The organism is Butyrivibrio sp. AE3009 (assembly GCF_000420845.1).
Lineage (GTDB): Bacteria > Bacillota > Clostridia > Lachnospirales > Lachnospiraceae > Butyrivibrio.
This window is the reverse complement of sequence record NZ_ATVS01000008.1, coordinates 50,328-62,839: the sequence shown is the minus strand read 5'-3', so window position 1 is coordinate 62,839 and position 12,512 is coordinate 50,328. Positions and strand designations below refer to the sequence as shown.

At 44.4% G+C, this 12,512-nt stretch carries 12 protein-coding genes; 10 read left to right on the top strand and 2 right to left on the bottom strand.

Annotated elements, in window-relative coordinates:
* The first annotated feature begins 7 nt into the window (after positions 1-7).
* Complete coding sequence (locus G588_RS0106085) at positions 8-1,063, top strand: ABC transporter substrate-binding protein (protein ID WP_022777870.1); 1,056 nt, start codon at positions 8-10, stop codon at positions 1,061-1,063.
* Positions 1,064-1,154: 91 nt separating this feature from the next.
* On the opposite strand, the gene G588_RS21340 is transcribed toward G588_RS0106085, so the two are convergent.
* Positions 1,155-3,059 (bottom strand): N-acetylmuramoyl-L-alanine amidase family protein, encoded by a 1,905-nt coding sequence (locus G588_RS21340; RefSeq protein WP_022777869.1) that lies wholly within the window; start codon positions 3,057-3,059, stop codon positions 1,155-1,157.
* Positions 3,060-3,343: 284 nt separating this feature from the next.
* On the opposite strand from G588_RS21340, the gene infC reads away from it, so the two are divergent.
* The 9 genes from infC to G588_RS0106035 all read left to right on the top strand — a co-directional run bounded on the left by infC (position 3,344) and on the right by G588_RS0106035 (position 12,195).
* Positions 3,344-3,895 carry a translation initiation factor IF-3 gene (gene infC / locus G588_RS0106075; RefSeq protein ID WP_022777868.1) on the top strand — a complete coding sequence of 184 codons (552 nt, stop codon included), beginning with the start codon at positions 3,344-3,346 and terminating at the stop codon, positions 3,893-3,895.
* 84 nt (positions 3,896-3,979) lie between these two features.
* On the top strand, positions 3,980-4,180 hold the full coding sequence (gene rpmI, locus G588_RS0106070) for a 50S ribosomal protein L35 (protein ID WP_022777867.1): 201 nt from the start codon (positions 3,980-3,982) through the stop codon (positions 4,178-4,180).
* A gap of 63 nt (positions 4,181-4,243) precedes the next feature.
* Entirely contained in the window at positions 4,244-4,600 is a 357-nt protein-coding gene (rplT, locus tag G588_RS0106065) for a 50S ribosomal protein L20 (protein WP_022777866.1), read from the top strand.
* 144 nt (positions 4,601-4,744) lie between these two features.
* A complete protein-coding gene (locus G588_RS0106060; protein ID WP_022777865.1) occupies positions 4,745-6,184 on the top strand; it encodes an aminoacyl-histidine dipeptidase in 1,440 nt (479 codons plus the stop codon).
* A 67-nt stretch (positions 6,185-6,251) separates the two neighbouring features.
* The gene (locus G588_RS0106055; RefSeq protein WP_022777864.1) at positions 6,252-6,815 is read left to right on the top strand and encodes a TetR/AcrR family transcriptional regulator; all 564 of its coding nucleotides are present in this window, start codon (positions 6,252-6,254) and stop codon (positions 6,813-6,815) included.
* Between the two features lie 15 nt (positions 6,816-6,830).
* Positions 6,831-9,224: an alpha-galactosidase gene (locus G588_RS0106050; protein WP_022777863.1), complete on the top strand. Its 2,394-nt coding sequence runs from the start codon at positions 6,831-6,833 to the stop codon at positions 9,222-9,224.
* A gap of 355 nt (positions 9,225-9,579) precedes the next feature.
* Positions 9,580-10,041, top strand: coding sequence for a GNAT family N-acetyltransferase (locus G588_RS0106045; protein ID WP_022777862.1), 462 nt, complete (start codon positions 9,580-9,582; stop codon positions 10,039-10,041).
* A gap of 15 nt (positions 10,042-10,056) precedes the next feature.
* The gene (locus G588_RS0106040; protein ID WP_022777861.1) at positions 10,057-10,989 is read left to right on the top strand and encodes a DUF1848 domain-containing protein; all 933 of its coding nucleotides are present in this window, start codon (positions 10,057-10,059) and stop codon (positions 10,987-10,989) included.
* 27 nt (positions 10,990-11,016) lie between these two features.
* Complete coding sequence (locus tag G588_RS0106035; RefSeq protein WP_022777860.1) at positions 11,017-12,195, top strand: LppM family (lipo)protein; 1,179 nt, start codon at positions 11,017-11,019, stop codon at positions 12,193-12,195.
* Positions 12,196-12,256: 61 nt separating this feature from the next.
* Here G588_RS0106035 and G588_RS0106030 read toward each other — a convergent pair whose 3' ends face one another.
* On the bottom strand, positions 12,257-12,478 hold the full coding sequence (locus tag G588_RS0106030) for a DUF1858 domain-containing protein (protein ID WP_035787974.1): 222 nt from the start codon (positions 12,476-12,478) through the stop codon (positions 12,257-12,259).
* Between the last annotated feature and the right edge of the window lie 34 nt (positions 12,479-12,512).

Below are 12,512 nucleotides of genomic sequence, written 5' to 3'. Positions count from 1 at the left end.
GGGGAATATGAAAAAATACCTATCTATATTTGCAGTAGTATTTCTTTTAACAATAAGCATAATGTACGGCTGCGGAGAAAACACTGTTTCCTCCGATGAAGCCGCAGACTTAAGCAGTAGTACATCAAAAGCCGACACGTTAATAACGGTCGGCTTCTCTCAGTTGGGGGCAGAATCCGACTGGAGGAGTGCCAATACCAATTCGATGCTGGGAACCTTCACTGAGGAAAACGGTTACTCTCTGGTCTATAAAAACGGACAGCAGAAGCAGGCCAATCAGATAACCGCCATCAGAACCTTTATTCAGCAGGATGTGGACTATATAGTTCTGGCCCCTGCCAATGAGGACGGGTGGGAATCGGTTCTCTCGGAGGCCAGAGATGCGCATATTCCGGTCATCATAGTGGACAGAAGAGTGAATGCTTCAGACAAGAATCTGTATTCCTGCTGGGTGGGCTCGGATTTTGAACTGGAGGCCAAGAAGGTAACTGCCTGGATCAATGCCTACACTACCAAATGCGGAGTTGCACCTGAGGATCTTCATATAGTAAATATCCAGGGAACAATAGGTAATACAGCCCAGATCGGAAGAACCAGAGGACTAGCCAACGCTGCAAGAGACTATGGCTGGGATCTGATGGAAGAGGTGTCGGGAGATTTCACCGAGGCCAAGGCCCAGGAGGTAATGGAGGCTCTTCTCAAGCGTTTTGACAACATCAATGTGGTCTACTGTGAGAATGACAATGAGGCTATCGGAGCTATAACCGCTCTTGAGAATGCCGGCAAAAGAGTCGGCTCCAATATTAAATCCGGTGAGGTCATGGTGGTTTCCTTTGACGGAGTTAATGAGCAGGCACTGAGCTACGCAAGAGAGGGCAAGATATCCTGCATCGCTGAATGCAATCCCATGCACGGACCAAGGGTTGATGCTCTTATCAAGGCTCTTGAAAGGGGAGAACAGCCCGATAAGTTCAATTATGTTGATGAGAAGATATACAGCTCAATTCCTGACGTTACAGCTGTCACTGTAGACGACAAGACTTACACTGTAGATAAACCATAATTAATAGATATGTGTATAAAGACGGCGGCCCGGAGATTCAATCAGGCAGATTGGATCCCTGAGCCGCATTTTTTATAGCAACTTTTTTATTTTATTTTGATATCAATACTCCGTCTGCATCAAAGCTGTACTTCTTGCCCCACTTAGTTATGGTCTCAGATTTTGCAATTTTTCCGTCGGACTTAGCATAATATTTTTTATCAGCGATGGTAATCCAGGCGGTATGTACCTGTCTGCCATCTGCTTTGAAGTAATAGGTATCACCATCAATATCTGTGAAGCCTGTCTGCATCACACCATCTTCGTCAAAGTAGTAGGTTGATGCCCACTTGGTCATCCAGCCTGTAATTCTCTTGCCATCCTTTCCGAAGTAGTAAGTCTTTCCATCATCCTCATAGAAAGTGGCTGTCTGACGAACGCCTCTTTTGTTGAACAGATAATAATCTCCATCAATTACAAGAACTCCGGTAGCCGGTTCACCTGTGGATAATTCATAGTACGTTGCGCCATATTTCACAAACCACCTGCCGCTAACGGGTTCAGGCTGTACTTCTATCTCAAAGTATGGAGAATAGAAATACATAATATATTTGCCATAGCTGTTTATCTGATTATGGGATTTCACAGCTACTCCGTCAATAACAAGCTGTGTGTTTTCATCCAGCTCATATTTGTCAACATAGGATGCATTAAGATAAACAGCTAATTCAAATCTGTATTTTCCGGGGGTAAAGGTCTTATCATAGAAGTCTTTTTCTGTTCCATCTTCTGATACTTTGCGCCAGTTATAGAAATTCACGGTTACTTCAGGGTTCTCTTCATTTGTTATCTTTGCTTTTGTTCTGGCATTTCCGTTTTTCAAAAGATCTTTGGCATCAGTAGATACTGAGATGCTATCAATGAGAGTCCTATTATTATATGTATAATTAAGCTCATATATGTTCGTGATTCTCTCATTGTTCTGATTAAGTGCAGAGAAATAAATTGTATAATCACCTGATATCAGTTCGGTCTTGCTAAAAGCATCCTTCAGGTTATAGGGCATATCATCCTCTGTAAGATAATTAGTATGTGCGCCTATATCAAGTCTGTATGAGGACGCATCCTTCACCGGATCCCAATACAAAAGATCTCCTTCGACGCGAAGATTATTGATCTTGGGAATCTCTTTTACTTCATAGTTGCCGGATCTGAAGAAGTAAACGGGGTTTTCAGTACTGGTTATCCTGTCATAAGGGGTACAAGCTACTCCGTCAATTGTAATCGTTATGTTTTCATCTATCTCGAAGGTATCTTTATATGCATCATTAATAACGGCCATACATGTGAAATTATAAGTTCCGGGAGTGAAAAACGAATCATCATAAGTGCGTGAATATCCGTTAGAAAGAACTTTGAACCAATAAGAGTATTGTACGCTAAGTGCCTGATTATCTGTGGTGATAACAACCGGCCCCCTTTTCACGGCGCCGTCTATAAGGAGCTGTTTGGCATTAGTCGTGATGTTTACATTTTTAACAGGAGTTTTCTTTGGGGTATATGTATATTCAAGCTCACTAACTTCACTGCTCCTGTAACCATCCCAATTTATTGCATAGAACTGCAGGGTATAGGATCCCGGATCCAATTTAAAGGTGTCATGGAAGAGTACAGACAGATCACATGGCATGCTCTCATCAGATAAATATTCTCTCTTATCACCTACATCAAGCCAATATAAGGGGGTATCAGGGAAAGGATCCCAATACAAAAGATTTCCTTCAAGTCGCACACCGGTAAGTGACGGCAGCTGTGTCACACCGGGCATAGGGTCTCTGACTTCATCCGGTTCTGCAGGCAAATTGGTTGGCGCAGTTTCCTCAAAAACCTCTTCAAGAACTACCTGTTCTGTAATTTCCTCATCAGCAGACTGTGAGGCATAAGCAGTCACGGGTTGTAAAATAAGGCCTGTACACAATGCTGCGGCCAGTAACCTTGTTAAGAATATCTTTCTCATAAAATCCCACCTTTCCTATAAGAAAATTTGTTATAATGGCAATACAAGAAGCGCCACTGCCTAAATTTTAAGCGAGATTTTAGCGAAATAACATTAACCTTTAGTTAGTAAAAAATTTTAAGTTTGGTGTTGACAACATATATTTATCTGTGTTATATTATCTCAGTATTTGAAAACAAAGCAGAGTATCCACTCTCACCCTGCGGCTTCGCCAGTAGTGGTTAATATCTTTTCAAATCTTCTCAGATCATGAGAATTGATTGACTTAGATTTTCAGTGGATACATGCGAGTATCCACTTTTTTTATTTTATCGGAGGATAAAGCCATTAGCGAGTTATTTATTAATGACCAGATCAGAGCTAAGGAAGTACGTGTAATTGGTATCGAAGGGGATCAGCTGGGTGTTATGTCAATCCAGGATGCAAGGAAGATCGCTGACGATGAGGGTGTTGATCTTGTAATGATCGCTCCCACAGCCAAGCCACCTGTTTGCAGAGTTGTTGATTACGGTAAGTTCAAGTATGAGCAGCTTCGCAAGGAGAAGGAAGCAAGAAAGAAACAGAAGACTGTTGAGATCAAGGAGATCAGACTTTCTCCCAACATCGACACCAATGACCTTAATACCAAGGTCAATGCAGCCAAGAAGTTCCTTGAGAAAGGAAACAGAGTTAAGATCACTCTTCGTTTCCGCGGAAGAGAGATGGCTCATATGGGTGCCAGCGTTCACATTCTTACTGACTTTGCAGAGGCCCTGGCAGATGTAGCGGTTGTTGAGAAACAGCCCAAGGTTGAGGGACGTAGTATGACCATGTTCCTTACCGAGAAGAAGAATTGATTTTTAGCCACATACCTGGTTAAAGATAAATCTATGATATTTATCTATCATAAGACTTAAGTGAAGAATTAGGAGGATTTAGTTATGCAGCAAAAGATGAAGACAAAGAGAGCTGCTGCCAAGAGATTCAAGGTTACAGGAACTGGCAAGCTCATGAGAAACAAAGCGTATAAGCGCCACATCTTAACAAAGAAGTCCACAAAGAGAAAGAGAAATCTCAGACATGCCGGACTTGTTGACGCTACAAATGTAAAGACAATGAAGAGCATCCTTCCTTACGCTTAATTCTCAGCGTTATAGAAGATGTATTTCCGGTTTAGTTTATTAGAATTTTAGGAGGAATTTAAGATGGCAAGAGTTAAAGGCGCATTAAATGCCAAGAAGAAGCATAAAAGAGTATTAAAGCTTGCAAAGGGCTACAGAGGAGCAAGATCCAAGCAGTACAGAGTAGCTAAGCAGTCAGTTATGAGAGCACTTACTTCAGCATTTGCTGGACGTAAGCAGAAGAAGAGAGATATGAGATCTCTCTGGATCACACGTATCAATGCTGCAGCTAGAATCAATGGTCTTTCATACAGCAACATGATGCATGGTCTTAAGCTTGCAGGCGTAGACATCAACAGAAAGATGCTTGCTGAGCTTGCAGTTAACGATCCTGATGGATTCAAGACACTTGCAGAGCTTGCAAAAGAGAAAATTGCTTAATCGAAAATTACAAGTTTTATTTGGGAAACTTTCATTGATTAAATAGTTTTTTTAGAGTATTATTATGGAGTATCGAGTCCTTCGATACTCCATTTTTAGTGGAATTTTACAAAAATTAACATAAATACAAAGTGAGGAATAATTATGGCATTTGAGAATTTAGAGCCCAGGGAAGTATTTCATTTCTTCGAGGAGATCTGCAGGATTCCGCATGGCTCCGGGAATCTTCAGAAGATCAGTGATTATCTTGTTTCTTTTGCAAAGGAGAGAGGTCTTGAGGTACGCCGCGACGACGAACTCAATGTAATAATCAAGGCTCCCGGAAGCGCAGGCTACGAGGACAAGGCGCCTGTTATTCTTCAGGGCCATATGGATATGGTTGCGGTTAAGAATGATGACTGTGACATTGATATGAAGACTGAGGGTCTTCGCACTGCCACAGACGGTGAGTTCGTATGGGCAGAGGGAACCAGCCTTGGCGGCGACGACGGAATTGCGGTTGCATACTGTCTTGCACTTCTTGATTCCAAGGACATTCCTCATCCTCCGCTGGAGGTTGTAATAACAACCAATGAAGAGACAGGTATGTTCGGAGCAGCAGCAATTGACCTTTCAGATCTTAAGGGCAAGCAGCTCATCAACATCGACAACGAGGAAGAGGGAGCATTTATCGTTAGCTGCGCAGGCGGCGCAAGGATCTATTCCCAGTTCCCTCTTAAGAGAGAGAGCTTTGTTGGTAATCTTCTCAAGGTAGATATTTCCGGACTTCAGGGCGGACACTCAGGAGAGATGATCAAGTGCGGAAGAGGTAATGCGAATATTATTCTTGCAAGAACTCTTTTGGAGGCGCTGGATGATGTAGACGTAAGGCTTGTTACTATCGAAGGCGGTGTTGCCGATAATGCTATTCCTTCCACAGCTACAGCTCTTGTTCTTGTGAATGCAGAAGACGTTGATGCTTTTGTTAAGAGCGTAGGAGTTACCCTTAAGGACGTGCAGGGTGAGCTTGAGGTGAAGGATCCCGGCCTTGATATCGCAGTATCCGAAGTCGCTGAGTCAGCGGAGCAGAGCGCAGTTACTCCCCAGGACACCAAAAAGGTTCTTACCGCAATCTGTGCAATGCCTGACGGAGTACAGGCTATGAGTTCTTCTGTCGAGGGACTTGTGGAGACATCACTTAACCTTGGAATCATCAAGTGTGATGAGGAGAAGGTTACAATCGATCAGTCAGTAAGAAGCAGCGTAGGTTCTTCCAAGAAGGCACTTATGAGGAAGGTTACTTCCATCACCACAGTATTTGGCGGAAGCTACGAGATCAGCGGAGAGTATCCCGGATGGAAGTTCAGACAGGAGTCAGAGCTTAGAGACCATATGGTATCCGTTTACGAGAAAATGTACGGCAAAAAACCTCAGGTTATGGCAATCCACGCAGGTCTTGAGTGCGGTCTTTTAAGTGAGAAGATTGATGACCTTGACTGCATCTCCATCGGACCTGACATGCAGGATATCCACTCAGCCAAGGAGAAGCTTTCTGTGGCTTCAACAAAGAATGTATGGGAGTATTTAAAGGCAGTTCTTGCCTAATTGGGGTATTTAATTCGCGGGACATGCCTTGGCGTGTCCCCGTACATCTATAGGAGGGTTACAAGTAGTGAATGAAATCAGACAGATGATAATGGATTCCGTTATAAACCAGTTCAACAAAAAGGGTATGAAGTTTACAATGGACGATATTTCCAAGGAGCTTCATATCAGCAAGAAGACCATCTATAAAGAGTTTGAGGATAAGAATGAACTCTTTTTTGCCACAGTAGATTACGGATTCTCTGCTATCAAGAGAAAGGAAGCAGAGGTTCTTGCGGACGACAGTCTTGATCTTGTGGAGAAAATCTCCAAACTGATTGTCTGCCTTCCCGATAATTATAAGAATATCGATTTCAGAAGAGTATATCAGCTCAAGGAGAAGTATCCTCTTGTTTACCAGAAGGTAGCACACAGGATTGAGACAGACTGGGAGGAGACGGATAAGCTCCTGGTCAAGGCAATGGAGCAGGGCCTTATCAGAAAGGTACCTCTTGGAATTGTGAAGCTGATGATTGAGGGAGCCATCGAGAGATTCCTTAGTTCTGAGGATCTTTCAGACACGAATCTTAGCTATGAAGAGGCTCTTAATGAGATGATCGATATCGTTATCAACGGACTTAGAGTTAAGTAACAGGGAGGGTAGTCAATGATCTACGCAGACGGACATTTATTTTTACTTCAGACAGCCGGCACTTCATATATGTTCAGAAAGCTGGATTCGGGGCACTTGGAGCATATCCATTACGGTGGATCTCTTTTTTCCAAGGAGAGAGTAAAAAAAGCCATGGAGAGCGGCAAGTGTGAGGAAGTAACAGAGCTTGGCAAGGAGGGCATCGAGAAAGTAGCTGATGCTGTTGCCCCCAAGCACTTCTTTGGCGGCGGAAACATGAATGTGTACTCTGATGAGTTCAGTGGTGTATTCCTGGAGCAGCTTAATCTCGAGATGTCTTCCTTTGGTAAAGGCGATATCAGAGAGCCTTTCGTTGAGCTTACCTATGCAGACGGCTCCAAGACTGTGGACTTTACCTTTGAGAATTTCGAGGTAAAAAAAGGTAAGGCAATGCTGGAGACTCTTCCTTCTTCCTATGAGGCGGATGAGCAGCTTTTTATCGTAATTAAGGATAAACAGTACAATGTGCGGCTGATGCTGATCTATTCGGTGTTTGAGAGCATCGATGTGATCACCAGAAGTGCGATCGTATATAACGACAGCGACAAAGCGGTGGTGATCGACAGACTCCTCAGCACCCAGATCGACTTTAACCGTCCCGCTTATAAAATGACTTCCTTCCATGGAAGATGGGCCAATGAGATGGGCAAGCACGAATCTGTCTGCACAGGCGGCAAGGTTGTATGCGAGGAGCTTAATGCCGGAGAGTCAGGATCAAGATCCAATCCTTTTGTTATTGTAAGTGATATCGATGCGGATGATGAGCACGGTGAGTGCTATGGATTTAACCTTATCTACAGCGGAGATCACTACGAAGCTCTTTCTTCCAACGGCGTAAATATGAGCAGGTTTGTATGCGGTATTCAGCCTAACAGCTTCTCCTGGCTTCTTGGCCCCGGGGATAGCTTCGAGACTCCGGAGGCGGTGATGACCTTTTCCGGCAGGGGCATGAATGCCATGAGCATCAACATGCATGAGTTCGTAAGAAAGCATGTGGTAAGAGGAACCTGGCGCGACAAGGAGAGACCGATTCTTATTAACAGCTGGGAGGCCGCGTATTTTAACTTTACCCAGGGGTCACTTGTGGCTCTTGCAAAAGAGGCTAAGAAGTGCGGAATCGAGCTTTTTGTCATGGACGATGGCTGGTTCGGCGTAAGAAACGATGATAAGAGATCACTTGGCGACTGGTACGAGAATAAGAAGAAGCTCCCCGGAGGAATTCAGGAGCTTGCAGATAAGATAACGAATCTTGGAATGATGTTCGGTATCTGGGTAGAGCCTGAGATGGTAAATGAGGATTCTGACCTTTACAGAGCGCATCCGGACTGGGCTGTACAGATTCCGGGTAAGCCCCATTCCAAGGGAAGAAACCAGATGAACCTTGACCTTACAAGGACAGAGGTTCAGGACTATGTTATAGAGTCCATGAAGAGGGTATTTTCTGCAGGTAAGGTTTCCTACGTTAAGTGGGATATGAACAGGATCTTTTCCGACAGATTTTCAGCAAGCCTTGGTGAGAGAAGACAGGGCGAGTTCATGCACAGATATTATCTGGGACTGTATCGCATTATGAAGGAGCTGACCCAGAGCTTCCCGGATATTCTGTTCGAGGGCTGCTCTGCAGGTGGTAACAGATTTGATCTTGGAATACTGTGCTATTTCCCTCAGATCTGGGGATCCGATGATACGGATGCCATGTGCAGACTTGATATCCAGAGAGGCTACAGCTACGGATATCCCGCCAGCACTGTGGGAGCACATGTTTCTGCGTGCCCTAATCATCAGACACTTAACAATTCGCCCCTTGAGACCAGGTATGAGATTGCCTGTGCGGGCTGTTTTGGCTATGAGCTCAATCTCTGCGATCTGTCAGAGTCTGATAAAAAGGTTATTGCAGAGCAGGTTGAGTTCTACAAGAATTGGAGAGAGGTATTCCAGTTCGGAGATTATTACAGACTTCCCGACTATGGATATATCATTGTCAGCAGGGATAAGAAGAAGGCTGTTTCCTTTGTTGTGGAGAGAAATTCCAAGCCCAACAATGATTACAGATGCTTAAAGACTGTCGGACTTGCTGAGGACAAGGTCTACAATATGAGAAACAGAGTGGTTCCTCTTAGTGTCAAGGAGTTCGGAAGTCTTGTTAATACGATGGTTCCGGTTCATGTGAAGCAGGATGGGCTGCTGCATACAATAATTGACAGAGTGGTGAATGTCAGCAGCGAGGAGCAGAAGGTTACGGCGACAGGAGCGGCATTCAATAATCATGGAGTAGCGCTGAATCCCTCCTTCAGTGGTACCGGCTACAACCAAGACACCCGCATAATGCGCACCGAGGATGTGCGCCTCTACGTATTCGAGGAAGCGTAAGCGAATAATTGAATCATAGTGGTTTCCCGGACCCGGCTCTTCTCGGGCCGCGACGGCTGTGATCATGACAAAATCTGTCTCACGGTGCTAAACGCTTCGCCAAGCCCCGGACATGAATCACTCGTGCATAAGGCGCTCCTGATTCATGGGTCTCGACTCCGCAACCCCGAAATCGACAGATTTTGTCTTGATCACAGCCGTCGCGGCCTGAGAAGAGCCGGTGTATATGTGAAGCCGCAAGAAGAGCAATTATTATAGATTAAAATCATTGCAAGAATACCGAAAAGGCGCTTGAATAGAATGTTCTTCAATGCTAAGATTCTTGTAAATATGCGCGTTAGGGGAATGGTAATTGATGGGGACTGTGATAAGAAGTGCAAAAGAGTCTGATTTTGAAGACGTAAGAAGAATCATGGGCCAGGTGCAGGAAATGCATGTGGAATGGAGACCTGATATTTATAGGCGAAATGAGGATTTTTTTACCAAAGTGATATTTGATGAGATGTGCAGTGGTGGGAAATTCTTTGTTGCGGATATGGATGGAGCAGTTGTCGGAGCGATGGGCATTGATCACAGGCATATTGAGACTCCGGCGCATGTGACGAGAGATGTTGTGTTCATAGACAGTATGGCTGTGGATGAAGGCTTCAGAGGGCAGGGAATAGGGCATCTCTTTTTTGAAAAAGTCAGAGAGCTTAAGGAAGAGAAGCATGCGGATGGAATCGAGCTACAGGTGAATGCCAGGAATAAGGCGGCGTACGAGATGTACAGCCATTATGGTTTTACGGAGAAGTCGATAAATATGGAATTACTGTAATAGGAGCTTAAGTAAATGATTATTCAGACCGGGTCGAGGACGGATATACCGGCATTTTATGCAGACTGGTTTGCGAATAGGTTGAGAGAAGGGTTCGTTTATGTGCGAAACCCTTACAATATGACCTATGTTACGAAGTATGTGCTCCATCCATTTGTGGTGGATCTGTTTAGTTTCTGTTCCAAGAATCCGGAGCCGATGCTGAAATATCTTGATCTGCTAAGACCTTACGGCACATATTGGTACGTGACGATAACGGGCTTTGGAAGGGATATTGAGCCCAATGTGCCGGATACGGCGCAGGTTATAGAGACCTTTAAGAAGCTCTCGGAATTTGCAGGGGTGGATTCCATGGGATGGCGGTATGACCCTATTTTTCTTGATGAGAAGTACACGGTAGGATATCATCTTGAAAAGTTTGCGGAGATTGCGAAGGCCCTTGAAGGATATACCGAAACTGCGGTGATCAGCTTTATAGATCTGTATCAGAAGGTTAAAAAGAATTTTCCCGAGGCCAAGACGATAGAGAAGAAAGATCGCCTCTACCTTGGAGAGAACATGGTTAAGATTGCAGCAGAGCACGGCATGACGCTAAGACCCTGCGGCGAGGGAAATGAGCTGGAGCAATTCGGAGCTGATTGCAGCGGCTGCATGACTCAGGAGATCTTTGAAAAAGCAGTACATAACACAATGGCTTTTCCGAAGAACAAAAATACCAGGGCTATCTGCGATTGTTTCCTTGGAAACGATATTGGAATGTATAACACCTGTCTTCATATGTGCAGATACTGTTATGCCAATTATGATGAGCAGACTGTGCGCAATAACAGGAAGAATCATGATCCGAAGTCGCCACTTTTGATAGGTAATATAAGGCCGGAGGATGAGATCCATCAGGCTGTGCAGGAGAGCTGGATCGATGGACAGCTTACATTTGATTTTCTATAGACAAAAATGATAACGGGGAGAACCGGGATGAAAAAAGTATTTTCAATGTTTATGATACTTATATGCGCTACATTTATGACCGGATGTATGCGATGCGCCACCACTGTTAAGATAGATAAAAGCGGTAAGGCGGATATTTCCATCGTTATGGCCTTCAGCGACGAATTTACCGGTGACTCGGGGGATCAGTATGATTCAACGCTCAGCGAAGATATGAAGGGGCTTGAAAAGGAAGGCTGGACCATAAGCGAATATTACGACGATGGTTATACCGGATATATTGCGACGCAGGAAGATGTTGACCTGGAGAAGATGGATTCCAGGCAGGATGCACTGCAGATGAAGGTCAAAAGAAGCGGCAGTAAATATACAATAGACTGGACTCTTTTTGACGAAGATTATTATGAACAGCTTGTTGTTTACAAGGATTACATGGATGCATATGATGGTTATATTACAGCAGTAATAGAGCTTCCTGTTGCAGTGACTGAGTGCAATGCAACTGATATATCCGATGACGAAAGGACGCTTACCTGGGATCTTATGGAGCTCTCCGGCGGTCAGGCAATTCACGTTGAGTATGACCTTGGTGATGCGGAATCGGGTTCGGGATCTATAGGGGGCTTTGAAGTTAAGGATCTGTATCAGATGGCAGGCTACCTTTTTGCTATTCTTTTGGTGGTTGGCGGCGTTATTTTTTATCTTATAAATAATTCCAAGAAAAATAAAAGTATGCCCTATGGTCAGCCCATGGGAGCTTACGGGCAGCAGATGAATCAGCAGATGAGACAGCCGATGAATCAACCGATGGGACAGCCTATGAGTCAGCAGATGAATCAACCTATGAGTCAGCAGATGAGTCAACCTATGAGTCAGCCTATGAGTCAGCAGATGATGAACCAGCAGGTGATGAATCAGCAGATGAATCAGCAGCAGATGAACCAGCCGGTGATGAATCAGCAGCAGATGAACCAGCAGGTGATGAACCAACAAATGATGAACCAACAGATGATGAATCAGCCAGTGATGAACCAGCAGATGATGAATCAGCAGGTGGAACAGCCTATAAGTCAGCAGGTGGAAACACAGATGAACCAGAGTAATGAACCTACCGCTGCAGCACCGGTCTCTGTATGTCCGAAGTGCGGCGCAACAATTAAGGATGGTAATTCTTTCTGCGGAATCTGCGGTTTCAGGATAAGTTAAGAGAACAGGATATGAACAATAAAAGGAGCTGCCATGCAGCTCCTTTAATCATTAATACTTATTATGCATTGTGCTCGCTCAGATACTCGTTAAGTGCATCTGTGATCTCTTCGCTGTCGATGCCGTGTACCACGCAGGCTTCAGCCAGTGATTCCATCTGGGAAGCGGGGCAGTGGATGCATCCCATTCCGCACTCCATAAGGAACTGTGCTGCAAGAGGATGCTTGGTAATGATATCTCCCATAAGCATATCGGGAGTAATAAGATCTTTAACTTCTGACATTGTATTCTCCTCACTTTCTGTATCATTTCCAAAG